This window comes from Flavobacterium anhuiense (assembly GCF_900101855.1).
Lineage (GTDB): Bacteria > Bacteroidota > Bacteroidia > Flavobacteriales > Flavobacteriaceae > Flavobacterium > Flavobacterium anhuiense.
Map to the genome: position 1 here is coordinate 263,313 of NZ_FMVC01000001.1, position 26,642 is coordinate 289,954.

Annotated in this window: 21 protein-coding genes; 13 read left to right on the forward strand and 8 right to left on the reverse strand. The window is 32.4% G+C overall.

Going from position 1 to position 26,642, the window contains the following annotated elements; all coding sequences use genetic code 11:
- Window positions 1–266 precede the first annotated feature (266 nt).
- The 8 genes from BLP44_RS01055 to rpe all read left to right on the forward strand — a co-directional run bounded on the left by BLP44_RS01055 (window position 267) and on the right by rpe (window position 11,237).
- The gene (locus BLP44_RS01055; protein ID WP_091128368.1) at window positions 267–1,013 is read left to right on the forward strand and encodes a hypothetical protein; all 747 of its coding nucleotides are present in this window, start codon (window positions 267–269) and stop codon (window positions 1,011–1,013) included.
- Between the two features lie 5 nt (window positions 1,014–1,018).
- Window positions 1,019–3,802 carry a TonB-dependent receptor gene (locus BLP44_RS01060; RefSeq protein WP_091128370.1) on the forward strand — a complete coding sequence of 928 codons (2,784 nt, stop codon included), beginning with the start codon at window positions 1,019–1,021 and terminating at the stop codon, window positions 3,800–3,802.
- A 7-nt stretch (window positions 3,803–3,809) separates the two neighbouring features.
- The gene (locus BLP44_RS01065; protein WP_091128374.1) at window positions 3,810–4,994 is read left to right on the forward strand and encodes a DUF4249 domain-containing protein; all 1,185 of its coding nucleotides are present in this window, start codon (window positions 3,810–3,812) and stop codon (window positions 4,992–4,994) included.
- 55 nt (window positions 4,995–5,049) lie between these two features.
- Entirely contained in the window at window positions 5,050–6,243 is a 1,194-nt protein-coding gene (locus BLP44_RS01070) for a DUF4249 domain-containing protein (RefSeq protein ID WP_091128377.1), read from the forward strand.
- A 58-nt stretch (window positions 6,244–6,301) separates the two neighbouring features.
- The gene (locus BLP44_RS01075) at window positions 6,302–7,477 is read left to right on the forward strand and encodes a DUF4249 domain-containing protein (protein WP_091128381.1); all 1,176 of its coding nucleotides are present in this window, start codon (window positions 6,302–6,304) and stop codon (window positions 7,475–7,477) included.
- A complete protein-coding gene (locus BLP44_RS01080) occupies window positions 7,465–9,195 on the forward strand; it encodes a hypothetical protein (RefSeq protein WP_091128384.1) in 1,731 nt (576 codons plus the stop codon). Before BLP44_RS01075 ends, BLP44_RS01080 begins: the two co-directional genes overlap by 13 nt.
- A 155-nt stretch (window positions 9,196–9,350) precedes the next feature.
- The gene (locus BLP44_RS01085) at window positions 9,351–10,214 is read left to right on the forward strand and encodes a sigma-70 family RNA polymerase sigma factor (RefSeq protein ID WP_007804760.1); all 864 of its coding nucleotides are present in this window, start codon (window positions 9,351–9,353) and stop codon (window positions 10,212–10,214) included.
- A gap of 360 nt (window positions 10,215–10,574) precedes the next feature.
- The gene (gene rpe / locus BLP44_RS01090; protein ID WP_066032930.1) at window positions 10,575–11,237 is read left to right on the forward strand and encodes a ribulose-phosphate 3-epimerase; all 663 of its coding nucleotides are present in this window, start codon (window positions 10,575–10,577) and stop codon (window positions 11,235–11,237) included.
- On the opposite strand, the gene BLP44_RS01095 is transcribed toward rpe, so the two are convergent.
- Complete coding sequence (locus BLP44_RS01095; protein ID WP_091129766.1) at window positions 11,214–11,999, reverse strand: DNA/RNA non-specific endonuclease; 786 nt, start codon at window positions 11,997–11,999, stop codon at window positions 11,214–11,216. The two genes, rpe and BLP44_RS01095, sit on opposite strands and share 24 nt — an antisense overlap.
- 95 nt (window positions 12,000–12,094) lie before the next feature.
- Window positions 12,095–14,278 carry a carboxy terminal-processing peptidase gene (locus BLP44_RS01100; protein ID WP_008466486.1) on the reverse strand — a complete coding sequence of 728 codons (2,184 nt, stop codon included), beginning with the start codon at window positions 14,276–14,278 and terminating at the stop codon, window positions 12,095–12,097.
- Window positions 14,279–14,490: 212 nt separating this feature from the next.
- Between BLP44_RS01100 and surE the strand changes: the two genes are divergently transcribed.
- The 5 genes from surE (at window position 14,491) to BLP44_RS01125 (ending at window position 19,295) form a co-directional block, all read left to right on the forward strand.
- Window positions 14,491–15,270, forward strand: coding sequence for a 5'/3'-nucleotidase SurE (gene surE / locus BLP44_RS01105; protein WP_008466485.1), 780 nt, complete (start codon window positions 14,491–14,493; stop codon window positions 15,268–15,270).
- A complete protein-coding gene (locus BLP44_RS01110; protein WP_008466484.1) occupies window positions 15,263–15,532 on the forward strand; it encodes a hypothetical protein in 270 nt (89 codons plus the stop codon). The genes surE and BLP44_RS01110 overlap by 8 nt, the downstream gene beginning before the upstream one ends.
- Window positions 15,533–15,598: 66 nt before the next feature.
- Window positions 15,599–16,720: a lipid-A-disaccharide synthase gene (gene lpxB, locus BLP44_RS01115; protein WP_091128387.1), complete on the forward strand. Its 1,122-nt coding sequence runs from the start codon at window positions 15,599–15,601 to the stop codon at window positions 16,718–16,720.
- A gap of 6 nt (window positions 16,721–16,726) precedes the next feature.
- The gene (locus BLP44_RS01120; RefSeq protein WP_008466482.1) at window positions 16,727–17,212 is read left to right on the forward strand and encodes a C40 family peptidase; all 486 of its coding nucleotides are present in this window, start codon (window positions 16,727–16,729) and stop codon (window positions 17,210–17,212) included.
- Window positions 17,213–17,264: 52 nt separating this feature from the next.
- Window positions 17,265–19,295, forward strand: coding sequence for a ComEC/Rec2 family competence protein (locus BLP44_RS01125; RefSeq protein ID WP_091128392.1), 2,031 nt, complete (start codon window positions 17,265–17,267; stop codon window positions 19,293–19,295).
- A gap of 2 nt (window positions 19,296–19,297) precedes the next feature.
- Here the strand turns inward: BLP44_RS01125 and BLP44_RS01130 are convergent, their stop codons facing one another.
- The 6 genes from BLP44_RS01130 to BLP44_RS01155 form a co-directional block, all read right to left on the reverse strand.
- Entirely contained in the window at window positions 19,298–19,744 is a 447-nt protein-coding gene (locus BLP44_RS01130) for a thioredoxin domain-containing protein (protein WP_162927163.1), read from the reverse strand.
- Window positions 19,745–20,004: 260 nt separating this feature from the next.
- Entirely contained in the window at window positions 20,005–20,457 is a 453-nt protein-coding gene (locus BLP44_RS01135) for a hypothetical protein (protein ID WP_008466479.1), read from the reverse strand.
- 214 nt (window positions 20,458–20,671) lie between these two features.
- Window positions 20,672–21,139, reverse strand: coding sequence for a thioredoxin family protein (locus tag BLP44_RS01140; RefSeq protein ID WP_008466477.1), 468 nt, complete (start codon window positions 21,137–21,139; stop codon window positions 20,672–20,674).
- Between the two features lie 47 nt (window positions 21,140–21,186).
- Window positions 21,187–22,671 (reverse strand): peptide MFS transporter, encoded by a 1,485-nt coding sequence (locus BLP44_RS01145; protein ID WP_066032935.1) that lies wholly within the window; start codon window positions 22,669–22,671, stop codon window positions 21,187–21,189.
- Between the two features lie 5 nt (window positions 22,672–22,676).
- Window positions 22,677–24,353, reverse strand: coding sequence for a peptide MFS transporter (locus BLP44_RS01150; RefSeq protein WP_091128401.1), 1,677 nt, complete (start codon window positions 24,351–24,353; stop codon window positions 22,677–22,679).
- Window positions 24,354–24,387: 34 nt separating this feature from the next.
- The gene (locus tag BLP44_RS01155; RefSeq protein ID WP_091128404.1) at window positions 24,388–26,559 is read right to left on the reverse strand and encodes a S9 family peptidase; all 2,172 of its coding nucleotides are present in this window, start codon (window positions 26,557–26,559) and stop codon (window positions 24,388–24,390) included.
- Window positions 26,560–26,642: the final 83 nt, after the last annotated feature.

A 26,642-nucleotide genomic window follows, 5' to 3' on the forward strand; every position in this document is an offset into this window, starting at 1 on the left:
GGGGTTTTTCAGTTTCTAGAAGCAACATTTAATGTCTCTAGCTTTTTTTTGAAATAAATTCTATTCAAAAAAAAACTAAAAAACACACTTCAGCATGGTTTTTCGATTTTTTTTACTAAAAATTCTAAATTTTAATAGTTACACAATGCGTTTTGCATGCCTGTAGCGCCTTTTTATCACAATTTAACAAATTAGCGTTTTATTTGTAACCTTTTTTTTATACTTTTGAAATCTTCCGAAAACCATTAACAAAACCATTAAATCCTTTGAAAAATTACCAAAAAAAAATCGTTTTTCTCATTTTATTTGAATTATTCTTAAACATTCATCCTATTCAGAGTCAAACTAGTAATGATATCAATACTTACAATTGGTTTGACACTACTGTTGGCAGAAGCAATCTGGATATTAACAATGGGATACCTCACACAAATCCATTCAGAACTTTAGGAAATGACATTCATCTGTATTTAATAAATAAATACGAATTAGGCAAAGTTGTTTATGAAGATCAAGCTTATTATGATATTAAGCTTAAGTATGATATTTATAGAGATATACTAGTTTTAAATCCTGACGGTGGATCTGACAATATTGGTATAAACCTGGCACAAAATAAAGTTAGCTCATTTTCTATTCAGGATAAAAACTTTATCAAAAGAGAAAGAAAAAACGAAGATATCCCTGAATTTACCACAGGCTACTATGAAGAAACTAAAATTTCTCCAGATTTAGTGTTGTATATCAAACATCACAAAGACATGCAGAAGACAATTAACGAAAGCAGTCTTTATTATACTTTCAAAGAAAATAATTCTTTTTTTATCGATTTAAAAGGTAAAATTTATCCAATAAAAAGCAAAAGCGACCTTATTAAATTATTTCCCGAACAGAAAAAACAAATCAATGGGTTTTATTTATTGAACAGAGAACTGAGAAAATCCGATTTAAATCAATTCATGAAAAATTTGATGAAATACACTTTTAACTCTCTTTCAATATCAAGCAAATAAAACAAATGAAAAAAATTTTACTCTCCTTATTTATCGTTTTCTCTTTTCAATTGTCTTTTGCGCAAAATACGAATGAGAAATTATCTATTACTTTTAAAGACGAAACCTTAACCAATGCACTTAAAAGTATTGAAGAAGCAACCAAATACAAATTTTACTTTGATCCTACTTGGGTTAATTCTGAGAAGCAATTAATTTCAGGAACTTATATTGATGTAAAAATCGATGATTTGCTTAATAAGATTTTAAGCAAAACAGACTTGAATTATATCATTCTAAAAAACAAGGTTATTTTTACTTTAAATAGCACAATTCACGATACTTTACCAGCAAATTATTTTACTGATGCTCCAGCAGAGACGAATCAGAATACAAATACCGATAGTGAAAATCCAGTATTTCATCAGCAGTACGATTCTTTAAGCACTTTTACAGTAAACAAAAAGTCTTCTATTGTATTCATTGGTAAAGAAAACAAGGAATCTACTAGAAAAACTTTTACAGTTTCTGGATCTATTAGAAACGAAGAAACCGGTAAAGCAGAACCGAATATTTACATTAAAGTTCGAAATAAAAACATCAACACTTCTACTGATCTTGACGGAAATTATTCTTTGCAGTTACCAAGAGGCATAAACATTATAGAAATTAAATCATTAAGCCATAAAGAAGTGGTAAAAACCTTAATGGTTTATGATGACGGGCAATTTGATGTTAGCATCAACGAAAAATCAAATCAGCTTGATGAAGTTGTTATTAAAAAGAAAGGACAGAAAACTACTGAATCTGTTGTTTCAGGCTTAGTTTCTATTGATATTGAAGGAATAAAAAATGTTCCTTTGATACTTGGCGAAAGAGACATTCTAAAAGTTGCCACTACCTTCCCTGGTATTAAAACTACAGGTGAAGGTTCTGCAGGATTTAATGTTCGAGGAGGAAAAGACGACCAGAACTTAATCCTCTTAGATAATGCAGTATTATATAATCCACAGCACTTTTTAGGATTCTTCTCTGCTATTAACCCTTATACGACAAAAAAAGCAGATATCTACAAAGGAAGTATTCCTGCCGATTTTGGAGGAAGATTATCTTCAGTATTTGATATTGCTACAAAAAATGGAAATCCTGAAAAATTCTCAGGTGAAGGTGCTATTGGCCTTATCACATCAAACCTTACGCTTAGTGTTCCAATAGAAAAAAACAAGTCAAGTATTATTGTTGGCGGCCGTGCAACGTATTCTGACTGGATTCTAAAAGCTCTTGACGATGAAGAATTAAAAAATAGCCAAGCGGGATTCTATGATGGAATTTTGAAATACAATAACGCTATTAATGCAAACAATAATTTAGAAGCTACCGCATATTACAGCCATGACCGTTTTAGCTTAAGTTCAGACTCTATTTATAAGTATAGCAACAGATTGGCTTCATTAAAATGGGATCATACTTTTAACAAAAAAAACAAAGCTGCTTTTATTTTCACAAACAGTGAATATAAATTCAACATTGATTATGATTCTGACGACATAAATTCGTTTGATTTTGGCTATAAAGTAAATGAATCACAATTACAGGCAAAATTTAGCTATCAGCTAAATCCAAAACATACTTTTTCTTACGGACTTGCTAGTAAACTATACAATGTTTCACCTGGATATCAGCATCCAACAAAACCAGAGGCTACTTTAGTTGCAACAGACGTTGAAAAAGAAAAAGCATTGGAATCTGCAGTTTATTTGTCAGACAGTTATAAATTCAGTGATAAATTGCTTATTGATCTTGGGTTGAGATATTCTTATTACATGTCACTAGGGCCTGGTCAAGTAAATACCTATGCTCCCGGCTTGCCATTGAGCGATGAAACTGTAACCGGAACAACGACCTATAAAAATAATGAAGTTATACAAACCTATGGTGGTCTTGAACCTCGTATTGCTGCAAGATATTCTTTCACAGAAGATTTCTCGATTAAAGCAGGTTATGATGTAACTCGCCAGTATATTCACTTATTATCAAGCAACGTTACACAATCTCCAACAGATACTTGGAAATTATCTGATTCTAATGTAAAACCTCAAACTGCTCAACAGGTTTCTTTAGGTTTATTTAAAACTCTAAAAGATGAAGAATACGAAGTAAGCTTAGAAGGATATTACAAAAGATCAAAAAACATTCTTGATTACAAAGTTGGAGCTCAATTATTGCTTAATCAAAATGTTGAAACTGAGCTTTTGCAAGGAGAAGGAAAGGCATATGGAGTGGAGCTCTTGTTAAAAAAATCAACTGGAAGATTAAACGGTTGGATTGGATATACTTATTCTCGTACTTTTATCAAGCTTGATAGCCAATTCAGCTCTGAAATCGTAAATAATGGTGAATATTTCCCTGCGAATTTTGATAAACCTCATGACTTAAGTGCAATTTTAAACTATAGATTTACAAAACGTTACAGCTTATCGACTAACTTTTTGTATCAAACAGGAAGACCAATAACATATCCTATTGGTACTTTCCAATACGGAAATTCACAATATACTTTGTATAGCGACAGAAATGCCTATAGAATTCCAGATTACATTCGTTTAGATATTGGAATTAACATTGAAGGAAATCATAAAATTAAAAAGTTAGCGCACAGTTTCTGGAATATTTCTATTTACAATGTTCTAGGAAGAAACAATCCCTATTCTATTTATTTCGTAACAGATCAAAATGGAAAAGTAAAGGGTTATAAGACATCTATATTCTCAATACCTGTACCAAGTATTACTTATAATTTTAAATTTTAGCATTAAAATGAAAAATTACAGTCTATACAAGATTATTATTTTACTTGTAACTGCTATTGCAATTAATGGCTGTACAGAGGCGTATCCATTGGTAACAAACAGGTTTGAAGATGTTCTGATTGTTGAAGCTAATTTTACCAACGAGCTTAAAAAACAGGAAGTGAAACTTACCAAATCTGCAAGGTTTGAAGATGACGACTATCTTCCGGAAAGCGGAGCAGAAGTTTTCATCTCAGATGATGCTGGCAATAAATATAATTTTAGTGAAGACTCTGACAGATATGTTTCGGATATAGAATTTCAGGCTGTGCCAAATGTAAAATATCAGTTACACATTAACACCAAAGACGGTAGATCGTTTGCATCATCGCCAGAAATGCTTACCACGATAACTCCCATGCAAAGTGTGGTGGCAACAATAGAGCAAAAGGATGATATTAATGGTGTCGGTATTCGTGTCAATAGTTTTGATCCTACAGCTACATCGACCTATTATAGGTTTGAGTACGAGGAAACCTACAAGGTAGTTGCACCAAAATGGCTGCCAATTAAACTTGTATGGAATGGCGGACCAACCTTTGAATCGAATTCTGCAGACACTAAGACTTGCTATGGGTCTAATAAAAGCATCGGATTTATGCTGTTAAACACAAACAAATTAAAAGAAGACAGAGTAGATTATCGCATTCGATTTATTAGCGACCAAGATTATATTATCACACACAGATACAGTATTTTGGTTAGACAGTATGTAGAAAGTCTGGCAGCTTACAGTTACTACAATACATTAAATAAAACAGCTGTTTCAGGAGGAACTATAACTTCCCCTTTGCAACCTGGTCTTTTATTGGGTAATTTAAAATCAACTAATGGTAACGCAAAAATTTCAGGCTATTTTGATGTATGCTCCGTATCTACAGAACGGATTTATTTTAATTGGGAGGATCTATTTCCTGGTAAATTCCCTCCGCCTTATGCAGTAGACTGCACACAATTTTGTTATGCAGAAGAACCTAATAATCCTGTTCCTTGTACACACTGTTGTTCTTATATGGAGGATTTACCTCTAGGAAAAATAACCTATTTTTCTGGAGATGGTAACAGTAACCTCAAAACATTTTGGGTTGATGCTCCATGCGGAGATTGCACAAAAATTGCATCTAATATAAAGCCTCCTTTTTGGGTAGATTAAATAAAAGTTATCTAGTTTTTAAAAGATTAAATCAACTTAAAAAGAATATCAATAAATGAAATTTTATTTAATAAAAAATATAGCCCTCTTCATACTTCTCACAGTCTTTTTTAATAGCTGTACAGAAGCATATCCGTTAGTAACAAACAGATATGAAGAGGTCTTAGTCGTTGAAGCCAACATAACCAACGAACTTAAAAAACAGGAAATAAAACTTACCAAATCTGCTAAATTTGAAGACGAAGGCTATCTTTCTGAAACTGGAGCAGAGGTTTTTATTACAGACGATGCTGGAAATAAATACAACTTTACTGAAGATTCTGAAAAATATGTCTCAGATATAGACTTTCAAGCAGTTCCTAATACCAAATATCAATTGCATATTAACACTAAAGACGGCAGATCTTTTGAATCATTGCCTGAAATGCTTACAACTATAAATCCAATGCAAAGTGTAGTGGCAGCCGTTGAAGAAAAAGATGGCGTAAATGGTGTTGGCATTCTTGTTAATAGCTTTGATCCAGCTAGCTCGTCAACGTATTATAGATACGAATATGAGGAAACCTACAAAGTTATCGCGCCAAAATGGAGAAAAACAACATTAAAATTGGATGCAAATGGCTTTCCTTATTTTGTCACAAATAATCCAGATACCCAGACTTGTTATGGTTCTAAAAAAAATGTAGAATTATTATTAACAAGTACAAATGATCTAAAAGAGGATCGAGTAAATTATTTAATTCGATTTATTAACGATCAAGATTATATAATTACAACCCGATATAGCATTTTGGTAAAACAATACATCGAAAGTCAAGCAGCATATAATTACTACAATACATTAAAGAAAACAGCAGCTTCCGGAGGAACTATTGTCTCACCAAATCAGCCTGGTTTTTTAATAGGCAATCTAAGATCTACTAATAACTCAAACAGTAAAATAGCAGGGTATTTTGATGTCTGCTCTGTATCTACGGAACGAATTTATTTTAACTACGAAGATTTATTCCCTGGTAAATTCCCTCCACCTTATATTGTAGACTGTAAAGAATTTTGCTACTCAGAAGCAGAAGCTTTTGTTCCTGATCCTTGTACGCATTTCGGTACTTATTTTGACGATTTATCCTTAGAAAAAATAATTTATTTTTCGGGAACAGGAGGCAGTTTTACCTATTGGGTTGAACCTCCTTGTGGAGACTGTACAACAATTGCATCTAGCATAAAACCTCCGTTTTGGGTAGATAACTAAAAAACGATGATTTCTTAATGAAAGTCAGAACCAGATTAAAAAAGAATATATTCAAGCCATGAAATTTCATATAATAAAAAACACGATCCTTCTAACACTTCTTACGATCCTTTTTTGTGGTTGTACAGAAACATTCCCTCTTGTTACCAATACTTATGAAGAAATAATTGTTATTGAAGCAACATTAACAAATGAACTTAAAAACCAAGAGATTAAAATAACCAAAACTTCAAAATTTGAAGACGAGAAAGTAGCTGTTGAAAGCGGAGCTAAAGTTATCGTTAAGGATGACCAAAATAACGAATATTTATTTGAAGAAAATTCGGGAGTATATAAATCTCAAGTAGCTTTTCAGGCTGCTCCAGACAGAAAATATACTTTGGAAGTTACTACCAAAAATGGAAAAATATATCAATCAAGCCCTCAAACTTTAACAACAGTAAATCCTATACAAAGTGTTGTCCCAGCACTAGCGACAAATAAAGACAATGAAACTGGAGTTCAAATCAATGTTAATACTTACGACCCAGCAAAATCTTCAAAGTATTACAGATATGAATATGAAGAGACTTTTAAAGTTGTTGCTCCAAGATGGTCTACATTAAAAATCATCACAACCAGTCCGCAAACTGTTGCCTTAATTGAGAATGATCCAAACACTAGAATTTGCTACTCTAATGCTAAATCTACAAACATTATTTTAGTAAATACAAACGACCAAGCAGAAGATCGCGTAAATCTTCCAATAAGATTTATCGAGGAAAATAATTACATTATTGGCCATCGTTATAGCATATTAGTAAAACAATATATAGAAGGATTGGAAGCTTATACTTTTCATAAGACAATGCGAGATATTGCAAGTTCTGAAAGTATATTGTCTCCAAAACAGCCAGGACTAATTTCTGGAAATATAAGATGCATTAATGATTCTTCTACAAAAGTTATTGGTTTTTTTGATGTAGCATCGTATTCAGAACAAAGAATATTTTTTAATTATACTGATTTTTTTCCAAACAAACCGATTCCTTACTTTAACACCTGCGACGATATTATGTATAGATTTTGTTTTGGAGGAGAGGATTGCGAAGGAGAAACTATGATTTATAATATAAATCGTAACTTAAACACCTACATCACAAATAGTGGCATAATTTATACTATGGTCGATAGTGTATGCGGAGATTGCACATCATTTTCATCTAACATAAAACCTTCATTTTGGACAGAATAAAACACATCCTTTTATTGTTTGTATTGATTAATACACAATTTAGCAGAGCACAACAGACTATCACTTTAGATGAAACTTTGTATGTTCATTCTAATGCTACATCATTTGTAACAGGTGAAACTTTATTATACAAAGTTTACTGCCTAAAGTCGTCCGATAAAACACCAAGCAACATAAGTAAAATAGCTTATGTAGAAATTGTTGACAGTAATCAAAAATCTGTATTTAACACTAAAATCGCACTCGAAAATGGAGTGGGACAAGGTGATTATTTTATTCCGACCACTTTAAAAACGGGCAGTTATAAATTAATCGGATTTACCAATTGGATGCTGAACAAACCTATTTCTGAATTGTTTCAATTAAACATCAATATTATCAATCCGTATAAAACAGATGAAAAAACTAATGCTGAAAAAGTTTTAGCCAATAGCTCAAAAGCAAATGTTTCAGAAAACTTAAAAAATGAAAACATAGCACTAAACTTGAACAAAAAAACGTTTACAAATCGAGAATTGGTAGACTTAAAAATTGAGGCTTCAAATAAAGATTTTAAAGACGGAAACTATTCGCTTTCGGTTAGAAAATTAGACAATATCCCTGCGACAGATAAAATTTCTGCTGTTGCATTTGCTTCTAATCCTTCTTATCCTATGGCATTAGATCTACAAAAACAAGATCAGAAAATAGTTTTGCCAGAAGTTAGGGGCGAAATCATTTCTGGAAAAATTTCTGCTAAAAATAACGTAGACCCAATTGCAAATATTTCTGTTGGATTATCTATTCCGGGAAAATCTTTTGCTTTCAAAGTTGTAAAAACCGATATGAATGGAAACTTTATTTTCAGCATCGGGAAAACATTTTATACTCCAAATATAATTTTACAGATCATTGATGAAAAAGCCAATGCTTATAACCTTGTTGTAGATAATGGTCCTGAAATAGACTACTCGAAACTATCATTTGATAAAAACACAAGTCTATCTTATACTTTTAAGGAAAGCTTATTAGAAAGATCTGTTTCTAGTCAGGTAGAAAATGCTTATTTTCATAAAAAAGTAGACAATATCGAGAAAAGTCCTTCAACAGATGCATTTTATTATCCTCTTGCTAAAGAATATATTTTAGATGACTACACTCGTTTCAAAACGCTGAAAGAAACTATCACTGAGGTTGTTGTAGAAATTTATTCAAAACAAAAAGATAACAATCTTTATTTGCATGTAACCGATCCTAGTGTTTTTCCTCAGCTTCCAGAATCTGCACTTGTTCTTGTGGATGGACAATATGTTGAAAATGCAAACGATTTGGCATTGTACAGCATGAAAAATGTCTACAAAATTGAACTTATAGTAGGAAGATATTATCTTGGTCCAAGATCTTTTAACGGGTTAATTAGTTTTACCACTTTCAATAAAGATTTTAAAAGTACTCAAACAGGAAGTTTCATAGCAAAGCCAACAGTTTTAAGACCGCAACCAAAAAAAATTTACAATAAAGTAAAATACGAAAGTGGTTCTGACAATGACAGAATTCCAGACTTCAGAAATCAGTTGCTTTGGAATCCTGAAGCACATGTAGACAAGAATTCTGAAACTTCATTTTATACTTCAGATCTAACAGGAACATTTGAAATAAGACTTGAAGGTTTTACTAAAAATGGAATTCCTGTGTCAATTTCAGAAAACATTGAAGTTCAAAATACGGTCGTGAATTAAAAATTTCATTTTCGAAATAAACATAACACACACAAAACCTGCCTATTAAAAGGCAGGTTTCTATTTTTATAGAATATTTTTAAAATAATTGTAACTTTTTCGATACTCCTTACGTATAACCATTTGTACACTTTAAAAAATAGGGAGACAACAACATGAGACAACTTAAAATCACCAAGCAGGTAACTAATCGTGAAACTGCATCGTTAGATAAATATCTACAAGAAATTGGAAAAGTTGACCTAATTACCGCTGATGAAGAGGTAGAATTAGCACAAAGAATAAAGGCTGGTGATCAAAGAGCTTTAGAAAAACTAACAAAAGCCAACCTACGTTTCGTAGTATCTGTGGCTAAACAATATCAAAATCAAGGATTAACTCTTCCTGACTTAATTAATGAAGGAAACTTAGGTTTAATTAAAGCGGCTCAACGTTTTGATGAGACTCGTGGTTTTAAATTCATTTCTTACGCTGTATGGTGGATTCGTCAATCGATTCTTCAAGCTTTAGCTGAACAATCTCGTATTGTACGTTTACCATTAAATAAAATTGGTTCTATCAATAAAATCAACAAAATGTATGCTTTATTAGAGCAATCTAACGAGCGTCCGCCTTCTGCTGAGGAAATTGCAAAAGAACTTGACATGACTGTAAACGACGTAAAAGAGTCTATGAAAAACTCTGGACGTCACCTATCTATGGATGCTCCACTTGTGGAAGGAGAAGATTCTAACCTTTATGATGTATTACGTTCTGGCGAATCTCCAAATCCAGACAGAGAATTAATTCACGAATCTCTTCGTACTGAAATCGAACGTTCTTTAGAAACATTAACTCCAAGAGAAGCAGATGTTGTTCGTTTATATTTCGGTCTTGGCGATCAACACCCAATGACTCTTGAAGAAATTGGAGAAACTTTCGACCTTACTCGTGAGCGTGTTCGTCAAATTAAAGAAAAAGCAATCCGTCGATTGAAACACACTTCTAGAAGTAAAATCCTTAAAACTTACTTAGGATAAGACAATATTTGTTTCAGGTTTAAAGTTTCAAGCTGCTTTGTGTAACTTGAAACATAAAACATGAAACCTTTGTACCGCAAACAACAGTTTGATTGACTGTTCGTTTTTTGATTGATGATTGAAACTCCGGCTGATTACCGGAGTTTTTTATTTTTTCTTTCAACGTTTTTTTACCGCAAAGCACGCTAAGAATTACGCAAAGTTCGCTAAGTTTTTTTAAGATATATTTTTAATAGAATTCAGAAAACACAAAGCTTTGCGAACTTCTCATCCTTAAATAATTTTGCGAACTTTGCGTAATTCTTAGCGTGCTTTGCGTTTAAACTTTATCTTTGTAATAAAACAACACACAACACTACAATGAAAAATACATTTATTGCCCCTTCAGTCCTTGCTGCCGATTTTGGCAATCTGCAACGCGATGTCGAAATGATTAATAACAGTCAGGCTGATTGGTTTCATATCGATATTATGGATGGAGTTTTTGTACCAAATATTTCTTTTGGAATGCCAGTTTTAGAAGCCATTTCAAAACATGCCAAAAAATATATCGATGTCCATTTAATGATTATCGATCCTGACCGTTACATTAAAACTTTTGCTGATTTAGGCGCAAATGGATTGACTGTTCATTATGAAGCTTGCATACATTTACACAGAACACTGCAAGCTATTAAAGCTGAAGGAATGAAAGCAGGTGTAGCCATGAATCCGCATACCAATGTAGATTTATTGGAAGATATTATAAACGATATTGACGTAGTTTGCATTATGAGTGTAAATCCTGGATTTGGTGGACAATCATTCATCGAAAATACTTATGATAAAGTAAAAAAACTAAAAGCGCTTATAACACGTAAAAATGCTTCAACACTAATCGAAATTGATGGCGGTGTGACCAGCAAAAATGCAAAACAATTAGTAGAAGCAGGCGCAGATGTTTTAGTTGCTGGAAGTTTTGTTTTTAAGGCTGAAAACCCAACAGAAACAATTGCAGATTTAAAAGTCCTTACTGCTTTTTAGGTTTTTAAGATTCGGAAAGAAATCAATTCCGGTCATTTTCTCCAAAGTTTCAATTGGAACTACAAAATCATAAATCGATTGATCACTTTTTTCGTTTGGAACCAAGAAAGCAATTGCTTTATGCTCTTTCCCTTTTTTAGCCAAAACAATTTTATAGAAATATTTAGGAACAGCCACTTTTTCTGTTCCTATTTTTTTATCCGAATCTTTTGCAATCCCGCCAGTTACCACGTAAATATCATTGTATTTTCCTGCCCAATAGCGAGTCTTCTGCTCTATCCTATTCCAAATTCCAGCATTAAAATCTCTTTTCTGAGGAGAAATATTCGAAGTATAAAAAGTGTCATTATAAGCATCTTTGCTGAACTCCATATCCCCTGCAGGACAAAGATGACCTTTATCGTAACCTGATTTTTTATAATTTCTCCAATCTGCAGAACCTGTAGTTACTTTTGGATCTTCTATAAAATAGGGACGTTTATAATCATTATTTTTTAAATATTCCTTTTTCAATTCGTAAGCTACCCACTCTGCCTGCTCAAACTTTTCATTGTAAGAAAGCGTATAATATTGATGCTTTACAATCTGTTTGGTTGTTGAAGTCGGGAGATAAGCAGTGTTATATAGAGAATCTCCATAAGTAGAATTTCCTTTAAAAGAAACAATTTCATTACTATTTATTTCTTGAGTATTTTTTACATTTTCTTTTTTACATGACAGTAATACAAAACCTAGTAAAATCAAACCAAAACAACCTTTCATATTTTTATTTTTAAAAACTAAACTTACAAAAAAAACGCTCCATAAATTCAAAAAATTTATAGAGCGTTTTTAAACAAATTAAATTCTATTCGAACTTAAGACTTCACTAGTTTATCCTTTTTCATTTTAGGATTAACTGTATTTTTTACCAAACTTTTCGTTTGCAAATCATCCAATACATTTAAAGCTTCTTCTACATAAACATCTTTAGATAATGCTTGGTGCCATGCTTCTCTTTTTTCTTTTAAAGAAGCGTCAGCTTTCATTTCTTCTTCTTCATAAGGAAGCGATTTAAAAATCAGATTGTTTTTGTAATCAGAAATTGGTTTATATTTTTTTCCTTCGTTTTCAACTTGTTCCTGAGTCTCTTTAAAACTCTTAATATTCAAACTATAAACATTTTCTTTATTCTTGACATCTATCCATTTTGCATTATCATCAATTAATTTGAATTGAGGATTTTGTGCAATTCTGTTTCTACTGTTATTGATAGCTTTAGTAAAGTTTTCATTAGAAGTCCAAGTACTATAATCAGCTGGATCAATTTTATCCCAAGGCATTGCATTATCAATATCTCTCTCACCCATTTTCAAGTAAGCATAACGATCTGGCATTACAACATCACTATGAACTCCTTCTAGCTGAGTAGAACCACCATTAATTCTATAAAACTTCTGCCCTGTAATTTTCAATGCTCCAAGATCTCCATAATTTGCGTTACGCACAAATTGATTTAAATCAAGTACATTTTGTACAGTTCCTTTTCCGTAAGTTTGTTTGCTTCCGATAATTACACCACGTTTGTAATCTTGAATGGCAGCAGCTAAAATTTCAGACGCCGAAGCAGAAAAACTGTTTACCATGATAACCAATGGACCATCCCATTCGATTTTTTTATCTTTATCATATAAAACTTCTTTCTTTTTACCAGCAGATTTCACCTGAACAATTGGTCCGTCTTCGATAAATAAACCAGCAATATCAACAACTGTAGAAAGAGATCCTCCACCATCATCACGAACGTCAAGTACAATTCCGTTGATGTTTTCTTTTTTCAATCTTTCTACTTCACGAGCAATATCTTTTCCTGCATCACGTCCGTCTTTATTTTCAAAGTCGATATAGAATTTAGGAAGATAAATTACTCCATATTTTAAGCCGTTTTTCTCAACAACACTAGATTTTGCATACGTTTCTTCAATTTCAACAACATCACGAATGATAGAAATTACTTTAATAGAACCATCAACTTTTTTAACTGTCAGTTTTACTTCAGTTCCTTTATGACCTTTAATTTTTTTCACGACATCATCCAAACGCATACCCACAACATCTACAGGTTCCTCATTTCCTTGAGCAACTTTCAAGATTAAATCACCAGCCTCAAGCTGTTTTCCTTTCCAAGCTGGACCTCCAGAAATTAACTCGTCAATTTGAGTAAAATCATTTTTCTTAGTCAAACGAGCTCCAATACCTTCTAGTTTTCCACTAATATTTACATCAAAACGATCTTTTTCTTCTGGTGCAAAATAACTTGTATGAGGGTCAAAACGAGCCATAATCGAATTCAAATACACAGAAAACCAGTATTCTCTATTCAAATCTTTAATTACACCAAAATTATCATCTAGCGATTTTAAAGAGCTTTCGCGAGTTTCTTTTTCTAAAGTTTCAAAAGATTTCTCTTTGTAAGCTGGGTCTTTTTTCTTCTTTTCTTCTTCAATTTTTTGTTTGGTCACTAAAGAAGAAAGAGTCGATAATTTAATTTGTTTTCTCCATCTTTCATTAAGCTCAGTTAAGTTTTTTGCATACGGAATGTGCTCATAATCTGCATTAAAAGTCTCGTCAACATTATAATTAAAAGGCTGAGCTAAAATCGTTTTATAACGTTTTTTACTTTCCTCCATACGCTTCATCAACCTAGTATAAGTAAGGTTAAAGAAAGTAATATCTTTATTCAAAAATTGATCATCAAGCATTAATTCATATTGTTTGAACTCGTCAATATCTGACTGCAGGAAAAATCTTTTTGAAGGGTCTAGAGCGTCAATATAATCCTTAAAAATGCCTTTTGAAAATTCATCATTTATTTCTGCTGGACTATAATGCCCTTTTTCAATAACAAATGCTAATAATTCTAAAAGTGTCTTGTCTCTATTCGGATCTGGGTCGATTGTCCTATCGGCATTCATTTTAAATGCAAACAAGGTAAGCGATAAGCACAATACGGCTATGAGTATCTTATAATTTCTTTTCATAAACTTTATAATAGCATTCATCAATTTTTTTATCTAAGTTACGTTAAAAACTATGCCACGAGAGCTAACGCTTCGATAATTTTTTGTTAAAGATATAAAAATGTTTAATTCGCAAAAAAGTTCTTTACCTTAGTTGACAAATTTTACACTATTTGTGACTTATCGCAAATAATTGTGATTAATTTTGTTCTTAAAATCCTACAATTGTTAAATCTACACATAATATTTATTAAATGAAAGCTGAGAAACCACTAATATTAGTAACTAACGATGATGGTATTTTGGCTCCTGGAATTAGAGCCCTTATCAGTGTCATGGAAACCATAGGCGATGTCATCGTTGTTGCGCCAGACAAACCTCAAAGCGCAATGGGGCACGCCATCACAGTCAACAATACCTTATTTATAGATAAAATTTCGAAAGACGATGACACAATTGCAGAATACAGCTGTTCTGGAACTCCTGTAGATTGCGTTAAATTGGCAGTAAACGAAATCTTAAAACGCAAACCCGATTTATGCGTTTCGGGAATCAACCATGGATCAAATTCGTCTATCAATGTCATTTATTCTGGAACCATGAGTGCAGCTGTCGAAGCTGGAATAGAAGGCATTCAGGCTATAGGATTTTCTCTTTTAGATTTTGATTGGAACGCTGATTTTGAGCCGATCAAATCTTTTGTAAAAAAAATTGCCTTAGAAACTCTGGCTAATAAACTGCCTCCAGGAGTAGTTTTAAACGTCAACTTTCCAAAATTAAAAGAATCTGAAATTAAAGGAATTAAAGTTTGTCGTCAAGCGAAAGCTTATTATGCGCAGAAATTTGACAAAAGACAAACTCCCTTCGGAAAAGATTATTACTGGCTTGCGGGCAAATTTGTAAACGAAGACAAAGGCGAAGATACCGACGAATGGGCTTTGGCAAACGGATATATTTCAGTGGTTCCGGTACAATTTGACTTGACTGCCCATCACTCTATTCAGCAACTTAATACTTGGAAATTAAATGACTAAAGAAATACTAATCGGTTTTTTAATCGGAATTTTTACGGCTCTTCTAGGAAGCTATCTGTTCATTACATTTTTTACCACATTTGATATTTCATCAGGATTTAAAATGATTCGAGAATACGGATATCTCGGAAAAATAATTACCATAGGAACACTTTTAGACCTTGGTGTATTTGCTATTCTTTTAAAAAGAAACAAAGAATACATGGCTCGAGGTGTGATTTTAGCCGTGATTGTATTGGCTATTTCGACATTAGTTATTTAAATCTTATCTTTGCGAGGTTAGCGCTTTCGCGGATTTACAACTTAGCACATTTACAAAAAAACCAACATGAAGTATTACATAATTGCAGGAGAAGCCTCTGGAGATTTACATGGTTCAAATTTAATGAAGGCATTATATGTTGAAGATCCCGAAGCAGAAATTAGATTTTGGGGAGGAGATTTAATGCAAAAAGCAGGTGGAACTCTGGTAAAACATTATCGCGACTTGGCTTTTATGGGCTTTATTGAAGTGGTTTTCAATTTAAAAACCATTTTAAATAATATTAAAATATGTAAAAAAGACATCACGGAGTTTCAACCAGATGTGATTATTTTTATTGATTATCCTGGTTTTAATATGCGAATTGCAAAATGGGCAAAGGAATTAGGATATAAAACGCATTATTATATTTCTCCGCAAATTTGGGCTTGGAAGGAGAACAGAATTAAAGCCATCAAACAAGATGTCGATAAGATGTATGTGATTTTGCCTTTTGAGAAAAGCTTTTACGAAGACAAACATCATTTCCCTGTAGATTTCGTTGGGCATCCGCTTATCGATGCGATTCAGAATCAGCCAGCCTTTGATGAAGCTTTATTTAGAAAAGAAAATAATCTAGGCGAAAAACCAATCATTGCAGTTTTACCTGGAAGCCGCAAACAAGAAATTACCAAAATGCTGAGTGTAATGCTGAGCGTTGTTGATGATTTTCAGGATTACGAATTTGTTATTGCTGGAGCTCCAAGTCAGGAATACGAATTTTATCAGCAATTCTTAAAAAATAAAAACATTGCATTTGTTTCCAATAAAACGTACGATTTGCTTCGTTCTTCGACAGCCGCTCTGGTAACTTCTGGAACGGCGACTCTTGAAACAGCTCTTTTTAAAGTTCCTGAAGTTGTTTGCTATAAAGGAAGTGAAGTTTCATATCAGATTGCAAAACGCATTATCACTTTAAAATACATTTCTCTTGTCAATTTGATTATGGATCAGGAAGTTGTGACGGAATTAATTCAGGGAGATTGTAATAAAAAACGAATTAAAGAAGAGCTCCAAAAATTATTGGAACCTGACTATCGCAATAAAGTGCTGCAAAATTACGATATATTAGAACAAAAATTAGGCGGAGTTGGCGCAAGTAAGAACACAGCGAAACTCATTGTTGCCGATTTAAAACAAACTAATTAATCTATTTTGAAAAGAATACTCCTTTTTCTGCTTTTAACAATTGCTTTTACTTCTTGTAAATCAACTTCTTCTGTTGCAAACAAAAACGAATCTAAAAAAGAAAACAGATCGTTGGTAAATAATTTAATTGAAAAAGCAACTGACAATATTGGCGTGCGCTACAAAGCTGGAGGAACTACAAAAAACGGATTTGATTGTTCCGGATTGGTTTATACTACATTTGAAAGTGAAAATATACAACTTCCGAGAAGTTCTTATGAGCAAGCAAAAATTGGAAAAGTAATTCCGTTAAACGATGCCCGAAAAGGCGATCTAATCTTCTTTAAAACCAATAAAAGCAGACAAATTAACCATGTCGGATTAATTACAGAAGCCAATTCTGATGAAGTAAAATTTGTACATTCGTCAACCTCAAAAGGAGTTATTATTTCTTCTACCAAAGAGCCTTATTACAAGAATTCTTTCGAACAGGTAAATAGAGTAATTCCTTAAAAAATTCATTTTATTTGTTATTTTTCTTACAAATATTTAATACTTTTATGCCATGAAAGTATTAGATTTTCCGTTAGTAAAAATCACACTTGCGTTTATTCTTGGCATAATCGCTTCTTATTACCTGCATTTTTCTATTTCGATTATTGCCTTTTGGGTTTCAGTTAGCTTTATAGCATTTTGCGGTGCCTTCTTTTGGAATTTAAAGCATAATAAGAAATCTATTTTATTTGGAAACACCTGTTATGCTTTGTCTTTCTTTATTGGAGCATTGACACTTTTATGCCACACACAAAGTCTTCAAAAAAGCAATTACACGCATTGTAAAATAGCTTTCAAAAATCCTGAATTTATCACATTAATTTTAAGAGAAAAATTAAAGAGCAACGATTATAGTGATCGTTACATTGGTCTTGTGAAAACAATATCAGGAAAAGCTTATTCGGGAAAAATAATTGTAAACGTTCAGAAAGACAGCATTCAAAACCCATTAATTGTAGGGAATAGCATTAAAATTCAAACTATTTTAAAGCAAAACAAACCCAGTAAAAATCCGAATCAGTTTGATTACAGCAAATATTTGGCAGACAAACAAATCTACGCTCAGATCTATTGCCAGAAAAAAGAAATTTCGGTCAGCAAAACGGTTCAAAAAGACATTTGGTATTATTGCGCAAAATTGCATTCGAGAATAATTTCCAATCTTGAAAAATCAAAATTTAATACAGCTGAAATGAATGTTGCTTTGGCTTTAATTTTAGGGCAGCAGCAAGAGATTTCACAAGATATTATCCAAGATTATCAATATTCTGGAGCTACGCATATTTTATCTGTTTCGGGGCTTCATGTGGGCTTTATAATGCTTTTCATCACTTTCATTTTAAAACCTATTCCCAACACAAGAAAAGGCTCTTTTTTAAAACTTGCTTCAATTCTAATTTCTTTAGCAGGTTTTGCCATAATTTCTGGTTTATCTCCTTCCGTTTTGAGATCCGTAGTTATGTTCTCTTTTGTTGCAATTGGAAGTCATTTACGCCGAAACGGCAATATCTATCATACTTTACTAGTTTCTATTTTATTGATTTTAATTTTTGAACCCTATTTCTTATTTGATGTCGGTTTTCAATTAAGTTACATCGCATTATTTTTTATACTTTGGCTACATCCCATTTTAAAAAACATCTATAAACCGAAATACAAGATAATCATTTACATTTGGGAAGCTCTCACCGTTTCTTTTGCTGCACAAATTGGCACTTTGCCTTTATGCCTTTACTATTTCCATCAATTTCCAGGTTTATTTTTTGTCACAAACATTATTATATTACCTATCTTATCATTCATTATGATTGCAGGAATTGTAGTTATGATTATCGCTATTTTTACAAGCCCGCCATTATTTATGATAATGATTTTTGAGAAAAGCATTTATTTGCTAAATTTCATGATTCATGCAGTTGCTTCTGTCGACTCATTTGTTATTCGAGACATCAGCTTTAATTTATATCACTTGTGGGCATTCTCATTCTTCATAATTGGCACTATAATCTGGATTAAAAAACCAAGTTTTAAAAAATTGATATTTATGTTTACCTCAATTATTACAATACAACTTGCTTTTATTTTAACCAAAGTTGAAACTGAAAATGAAGAGGAGTTAATCGTTTACAATGAAAAAAACAACACGCTTATTTCTGAGCGCTTAGGAAGAAACATAGTACTCTATAGTAGAGATACTATAGATAAAAACATGAATAAAAGAAATATAAATTCTTATCTGGTTGGAAATTCAATTACTTTGTCTAAAATCAAAGAGATTAAAAATGTGCTTTACTTTAAAAATACTAAAATTTTAATAATTGATAGTACTAAAGCTTATTCAGAAAAAATTCAGCCAGACATTCTAATTATTACCCAAACCTCGAGAATAAATCTAGATCGACTGTTACTGCATATTCATCCAAAAATCGTGATAGCTGATGGTTCGAATTCCAATTCAATTCAGAAATACTGGAGAAACAGCTGTCTTAAAAAAAATATCCCTTTTCATTCAACAAAAGAAAAGGGATACTATCAATTATAATTTTATTCTGGATTTAAAATTGAATTGGATTCAGAAATCCAACTTTTAACGCCAGACCCTGTATAGCCAATAATTCCTAACTTATTAAAGTTTGTCTTTCCTTTTCTGACCGTTACCTCAGAAAAGCACACTTGAGGAATATCTTCTATACCGAAAGCATTCTTCAACATTAGGTTTTGTTCTTTAACAGCATCAGAAGCTGAAGAATCTGAAAGGTCTAGTTTTACCAATATGACATTTCGCGACCATTCTTCAAAATCTCGGGTAGCAAAAATTTCATTTTGAAGTTGAGGACTTACGCCTTGAGCAGTAAAAAAAATCAATAACGGTTTTCTTTTTTCTGCACTTACGGCTACAGCATCATTAATGTCGGTTTTCCAAATTATATTTTGAGAATTCATACAAAATGGACTTAAAAATAATAGTAGGATGAGTAATTTTTTAGGCATATAATTTAGGGTTTGGTTATGTTAATAAAACTAAAATAACACAAAAAAAGAATTCAATAAAAATTTTTAATGAATTAAAAACCAAGTTATAAGCATTAAAATCAAATTAACAATAAATGGCTGATTTTTTAATAAATGTTAAATAAACACTAATAAAAATAATCAAATTCTCTGTTTCGATTTAGAAAAAAAAATCCCCTCTCTGTAAAACAGAAAGGGGACTAAAAAAAATTAAAATAAAAGTCGAATGAAATCGTTTACTATTCTACTGGATGCAAAATTGCATTTGATTCTGCAATCCAAGCTTTCGCTCCTCCAGGTTTGTAGGCTATTTTTCCTAAAGCGCTAAATGTAGTCTTGTTTTTTCTTACTGATGCCATTGCAAAACATACTTCAGGAAGATCCTGAACTCCAAATGCATTTTTCAATTTTACATTCTGTTCACGATCACTATCTGAAGCATTCATATCAGATAAATCTAATTTTACTAAGACCACATTGTCTCGTGACCAAACAGCAAAATCGGGTGTTTTAAAGATTTCGTTTTGAAGATTTTCTGCTACACCTGAGGCAGTGAATAAAATTAGCATTGGTTTTTTCTGTTCATTACTTATAGCAATAGCATCTGTCATGTTTGTTCTCCATGCTAAATTTTGTGCTTGCATCATAAATGAACCTATAAAAAACACTAGGGCAAGTAGTTTTTTAGTCATATAAATTGGTTTTTGGTTAGATTAGCAAGACGAAATTAACATTATATTTTAATTATCCAAATTATATTAATATAAAAAATATATTATGTGTTTTTTTACATACAATAAAATAATAAATACTCAATTTAAAGCAACTTTTACAAAGCGTTTTTCCTACTAAATAAAAAGGTCCCTTACAGAGTAAGAGACCTTTCATTATTTTTCAAATTAAAATTTACATTTTCTTCGGATGCACTATTCCTTCTGCAACAGTTAACCAAGCTGATGGTCCGCCGGCCACATATCCTGTTTTACCAAGACCTTTAAAGTTAACTCTACCATCTTTTGTTTCTGCACTAGTAAAGAATATAGTTGGAAAACCTTGAATCCCAAAAGCTTGCTGCAATTCATTATTCTGGCTTTTAAGTTCTGGTGTCTGAGGAACAGATCTAGGATAATCCAACTCAACTAAAACAACATTATCTGTTGCCCATTTTTTAAATTCTGCTGTCTTTAAAACTTCATTTTGCAAACGAATACACCATCCGCACCAATCACTACCAGTAAAAAACATCAACATTGGCTTTTGTTCTTTATTACTTACAGTAATTGCTTCTCTAACATCTGTATACCATTTTAATTCTTGTGCCTGAAGATTTGCAGCACCAATTAAAAACAAAGCAATAAGTACTATTTTTTTCATAATGAGAAATTTTATACAAATTTATGCAAAAACTAATTACAATATAATTATTTAACTTCTTGCATTAATTTTCTAATCAACGGAGTTAGCACAATAAATGCAATCCCAGCAACAAGTGCATATAAAGCTAATTGATAATATCCATCCGTGTAAGCAATAAGTTTAGACATTAATGTAGTTCCAGTGTTGGCATCAGACATTTCAGCTCCTAATTTTCCTGCAGCAAATTGGCCAAATGCACTTGAAAGAAACCATAATCCCATCATCATTCCGAACAATCTTTTAGGCGATAATTTTGTTATCACAGACATTCCGATTGGACCAATACATAATTCCCCCAGTGTATACAAAAGATATCCTAAAGCAAATACATCCAACGAACTTAATCCGTCTTGGTTTACAAAATATCGAGCAGCATAAAAAATAAAGAAACCTGCCGCCAATAAAATAAATGACAAACCAAATTTAATAACGGTATTAGGCTCTATTTTTCGTTTAGACATATAGATCCACAAAAATCCTAATAATGGACTAAAAATAATAACATACAATGAATTTATACTATTATTTACCACATTTGGATCGATATTAAAGAACAATAATTTATTGGTCAAATTATCTTTCGCAAATAACGACAATGAACCTCCTGACTGTTCAGAGATTGCCATAAACATAAAATATGCAAAAATAAAGATAAAGGCAGCAAAAAACTTAAGTTGTTGCTTTCTCTCTTTTATCATTATCAATTCATACAAAAAATATCCCAATGCCAGAACCCCGATTGTATACATAAAATACTCTGTAAAATCAGAATTAATAACCATTATATACACTAATGGAATTACAGCAAAAGAACCTACATAAACGGCTATTTCAGAAAGATTACGTTTTTTAGATGTCTGATTTTCTAATGGGGAATTTCCAATCGGCGCTAAGTGCTTTTTCGTTAAAAGAAAAGTTACAACTCCAATTATCATAACAATTGCTGCAGAAAGGAAGCAAAGACTCCAAGAATAGTTTTTCCCTAAATAAATAGGAATCGCTCCTCCAAGCATTCCTCCAATATTAATTCCTGCATAAAACAGTCCGTAACCTGCGTCACGACGGCCGTCGCTCTCATGATACAATTCTCCTACCATTGAAGAAACGTTTGGTTTAAAAAAACCGGTTCCAATAATAGAAAGTGTTATTCCGTAATAAAAGAAATCATGTGGATTTGCAGCAATAAGCAAATTCCCCAAAATCATCACGATTCCTCCAAAAAGAAGTGATTTTTTAAACCCTAAAATTTTATCAGCAAAAATTCCACCGATAAAAGTAAATGCATATACAAAAGCCTGAATCGCCCCATATTGCAAATTTGCTTTCCCTTCAACCAAACCTAATTGATCTACCATGAAAACTGCTAAAACCCCTCTCATTCCGTAGAAACAGAAACGTTCCCACATTTCAACCAAAAACAAGTACCACAATTGCTTTGGGTACTTGCCTTTAAAATTTTGAATTTCTTCTAAAGTAATATTGTTTTCCATTCTAATTATCTAACACCGTGCATTAATTTCTTCAATAGTGGTGTTAAAGCAAACAACAAAATCGCCGCAATACCAGTCAAGACAACAAATACCATAAAGAATTCATATAAATTATGGATTTCAAATCCTGCAAATATTGGATTTTGCGCACTAATTTGATGATGATCCAGCAAAGCCAATTGGTCTGCTGAAAGCGTTATTTTTTTATCTAAAACCGCCTGAAGATCTATTCCAAGTTCTTTTGCTTTTGCAAATTTATCACCAGTTGCTGGTAAAATAGAACCTAAAGTTCCTCCTAACGCATATCCAGAGGCATTAGACAAAAAGAATACTCCATATAATAATGATGCAAAACGTTTTGGAGATAATTTACCTACCAATGATAAACCAATTGGAGATAAACACAATTCAGCACATGTATTTAAGAAATATAATAAGATAAGCCATTTAACTAATAAAAGCCCTGAAGTTCCGATATAAGAAACCTGAGTTGCAATCATAAAGAAACTGATAGAGATGATTACTAATCCCGCTGCTAATTTTACTGGAGAAATTGGCTCTTTTCCTTTAGCTCTTAAAGTATCCCAAAGAACACTGAAAGGAACTGCTAAAACCACAACAAACATTCCGTTAAAAATTTGAACCATCGATGGCGGCATTGCCCAGCCAAAGAAATGTCTGTCTGTTTGGTTATCTGCAATAAAAGTTAATGATGAACCTGCTTGCTCAAATGCCGCCCAAAAGAAAATAATAAAGAACGACACGATATAAATTACAATAATTCTATCTCTTTCAACTTTAGTTAAAGAGGTGTCAGAAATAATTAATCCTGCTAAAGCCAAACCACTTGAATAAATCAAAGTATAAATCAAGTTCTGACCTACAACGTAATGGAAAAAGAATCCTAAAGCAACAAATGCAATTCCTGCACCAATAAGAGCTTTTGTAGAAAAGTTTGCTTTTTGCGCTTCTCCTTCTTCAAAATCCGAAGCATCATTTTTAGAAGGAAGCCCTCCTAATGGTTTTCCTTCTGGAGAAACCACATATTTATTTTTTAAGAAGTAAAAAAGAATTGTACCTAATAACATAGCCACAGAAGCCGCCATGAATCCCCATCTGAAAGCATGGATATCTCTAATTCCTCCTGCATCTTTAACATCTCCTAATAAAGGACAGATAGACTGACCTAAAAATGCTCCAATGTTAATTCCCATATAGAAAATAGTAAAAGCACTATCAAGTTTTGTTTTCTCTTGCTTCGGATACAAAAGCCCAACCATACTAGAAATGTTTGGCTTAAAGAAACCGTTTCCAAAAACAATTACCCCCAATGCGGAATACATAATAATAGTAGCAAGCGGTCTATTATTTTCAAAAACACTTCCGCTGGTAAACAAAAGCATTTGCCCTATCGCCATTAATAATCCTCCTAATAGGATACAATTTCTGTTTCCTAAGTAACGGTCAGCAACAAAACCGCCCAACATTGGTGTCAAATAACAAAGTCCAAGAAAACCTCCATAAATTAATGATGCTTCTTCTTCCTTCATCAATAATGAATTCACAAGAAATAAGGTCAATAAAGCGCGCATTCCATAAAAATTGAATCGCTCCCACATCTCCGTTCCAAATAATACCCAAAGACCTTTTGGATGCGCTGTTTTTACTTGAGTTTCTCCCATACTATTCTATTTAATTAGGTTTAATGTTTTTAGATTATAAATTTTCTTTAATAAAGTTGGTCATTTTGGTATAAAGCTGAACTCTCGTTTTTCCGCCATAAATACCATGATCTTTATCTGGATAAATTTGAGAATCAAATTGTTTATTTGCCTGAATTAAAGCTTCCATCATCTGCATTGTATTCTGAACATGAACATTGTCATCTGCAGAACCATGAATCAATAAGAACTTTCCTTTCAATTTACCAACGTGATTTATAGGAGAGTTTTGATCGTATCCGCTTGCATTTTCCTGCGGAGTCTGCATATATCTTTCTGTGTAAACACTGTCATAAAATCTCCAGTTTGTAACTGGTGCAACAGCAATTGCCATTTTGAAAACATCGTTTCCTTGGAAAATACAGTTCGAAGCCATAAATCCACCATAGCTCCATCCGAAGATTCCAATTCTTGAAGCATCAACATAAGGATAAGCACCAATTACTTTTGCCGCATCAATCTGGTCTTCAACTTCGTATTTTCCTAATTCTTTTTGAGTTACTTTTTTGAAATCGGCTCCTTTGTAACCTGTTCCTCTTCCGTCAACACAAGCTACAATGTAACCTTGCTGAGTTAATGAAGCGAACCAGTAATCATTAGAATTATTCCACTGATTAGCCACCTGTTGAGATCCTGGACCAGAGTATTGGAACATGAAAACAGGATATTTTTTTGAAGGATCAAAATCTTTTGGTTTTAAAATCCATGCATTCAATTCGTTTCCTTTAGCTGTTTTTAAAACAAAGTATTCTTTTGAAGGAAGATCATACGCTTTCAATTTATCAGCAAGCGCCTGATTATTTTCGATAACCTGAATTTCTTTTCCTGTTTTAGCCTCGTTTAAAGTATAAGTTGTAGGCTGTGTATTGCTTGAGAAAGTTGTAATAAAATATTGGAAATTCGGACTGAAAGTCGCTGCACTTGTTCCTGTTTTTGAAGACAAACGCACTTTATTTTTTCCATCTAAACCAATTCTGTAAAGATCTCTGTTGATAGAACCATTTTCTGTAGATTGGTAGAAAATAGTTTTTGTTTTTTCGTCGAAACCGTAGTATGAAACCACTTCCCAGTTTCCTTTTGTAACTTGATTTTTAAGTTTTCCGTTTTTATCATACACATAAATATGATTAAAACCATCTTTTTCGCTTGTCCAGATAAAACTGTTATCTTTTAAGAAAGTCAAGTTATCAGTAATATCAACGTAAGCTTTATCTTTTTCATTTAAAACTACTTTTGCAGTCGCTGTATTACCATCAACAAACAATAAATCTAAATTATCTTGATGACGGTTTAAAACCTGTGCAGAAAGTACATTTGCATCATTTGTCCATTGCATTCTCGCAATGTAGAAATCATTATATTTCCCTAAATCTACTTTTTTAGTTGCTCCCGCAGCTACATCATAGATATGCAATGAAACTTCTGAGTTTTTTTCTCCAGCTTTAGGATATTTAAACGTTTCAATTTTCGGATATAAATCTTTATGGAAGATTGACATTGAAAACTCAGGAACTTGGCTTTCGTCAAAACGAATATACGCTACTTTTTTACTGTCTTTACTCCAGTCGAATGCACGCACAAAAGCAAATTCTTCTTCGTAAACCCAATCAGTTATACCATTTATAACCGCATTTTTCTTTCCGTCTGTTGTAATCGCCGTAGATTTTTTTGAAGCTACATCGTACACATACAAGTTGTTTTCTCTTGCATAAGCGATTTTAGTTCCGTCAGGTGAGAAAGTTGGCTCTTGAATTTGGAAATCAACAAGTTTAATCAGAGATTTTGCTGCGATATCGTAAAGGTAGTAATCAGCAGTAAAGGAGTGACGGAAGATTTTAGAAGAATTACAAGCAATTAAGATCTTTTTTTCAGAAGCATCAAAGGTATAGCTATCAATTCCGTCGACAAGTTCTTTATAGTTTTTAGTATCAATAAGATTCGATACTTTTTTCAGGGTTGCAAAATCGTATAAATCAATCTGCATACTTCTGCTCGCCTGGTCAACATTTAAAACAGTATATTGATTTGTATTTTTCAGCGATTGCAGTTCATCCATTCCTTTAGCCCGGAAAGTACCGCTAAAAACATTTTCGACAGTTATTTTCTGCTGTCCAAAAACAACCGCAGTTAAAAATAAAAATACTGCAGTAAATTTACTTGTATTCATTAGAATTATTTTAAATATAAAAAGAGCCCAATTTTAGTAAAAAAAATAAACATAATACACATTTTAAGTGTTAAATGTTAAAA

Coding starts and splice junctions, on each gene's coding strand:
- BLP44_RS01075 (WP_091128381.1), top strand. CDS start 6,302: ATGAAATTTCATATAATAAAAAACACGATCCTTCTAACACTTCTTACG.
- BLP44_RS01065 (WP_091128374.1), top strand. CDS start 3,810: ATGAAAAATTACAGTCTATACAAGATTATTATTTTACTTGTAACTGCT.
- BLP44_RS01155 (WP_091128404.1), bottom strand. CDS start 26,559: ATGAATACAAGTAAATTTACTGCAGTATTTTTATTTTTAACTGCGGTT.
- lpxB (WP_091128387.1), top strand. CDS start 15,599: ATGAAGTATTACATAATTGCAGGAGAAGCCTCTGGAGATTTACATGGT.
- BLP44_RS01085 (WP_007804760.1), top strand. CDS start 9,351: ATGAGACAACTTAAAATCACCAAGCAGGTAACTAATCGTGAAACTGCA.
- BLP44_RS01130 (WP_162927163.1), bottom strand. CDS start 19,744: ATGCCTAAAAAATTACTCATCCTACTATTATTTTTAAGTCCATTTTGT.
- BLP44_RS01060 (WP_091128370.1), top strand. CDS start 1,019: ATGAAAAAAATTTTACTCTCCTTATTTATCGTTTTCTCTTTTCAATTG.
- BLP44_RS01095 (WP_091129766.1), bottom strand. CDS start 11,999: ATGAAAGGTTGTTTTGGTTTGATTTTACTAGGTTTTGTATTACTGTCA.
- BLP44_RS01070 (WP_091128377.1), top strand. CDS start 5,050: ATGAAATTTTATTTAATAAAAAATATAGCCCTCTTCATACTTCTCACA.
- BLP44_RS01100 (WP_008466486.1), bottom strand. CDS start 14,278: ATGAATGCTATTATAAAGTTTATGAAAAGAAATTATAAGATACTCATA.
- BLP44_RS01140 (WP_008466477.1), bottom strand. CDS start 21,139: ATGAAAAAAATAGTACTTATTGCTTTGTTTTTAATTGGTGCTGCAAAT.
- BLP44_RS01135 (WP_008466479.1), bottom strand. CDS start 20,457: ATGACTAAAAAACTACTTGCCCTAGTGTTTTTTATAGGTTCATTTATG.
- BLP44_RS01125 (WP_091128392.1), top strand. CDS start 17,265: ATGAAAGTATTAGATTTTCCGTTAGTAAAAATCACACTTGCGTTTATT.
- BLP44_RS01145 (WP_066032935.1), bottom strand. CDS start 22,671: ATGGAAAACAATATTACTTTAGAAGAAATTCAAAATTTTAAAGGCAAG.
- BLP44_RS01110 (WP_008466484.1), top strand. CDS start 15,263: ATGACTAAAGAAATACTAATCGGTTTTTTAATCGGAATTTTTACGGCT.
- surE (WP_008466485.1), top strand. CDS start 14,491: ATGAAAGCTGAGAAACCACTAATATTAGTAACTAACGATGATGGTATT.
- rpe (WP_066032930.1), top strand. CDS start 10,575: ATGAAAAATACATTTATTGCCCCTTCAGTCCTTGCTGCCGATTTTGGC.
- BLP44_RS01150 (WP_091128401.1), bottom strand. CDS start 24,353: ATGGGAGAAACTCAAGTAAAAACAGCGCATCCAAAAGGTCTTTGGGTA.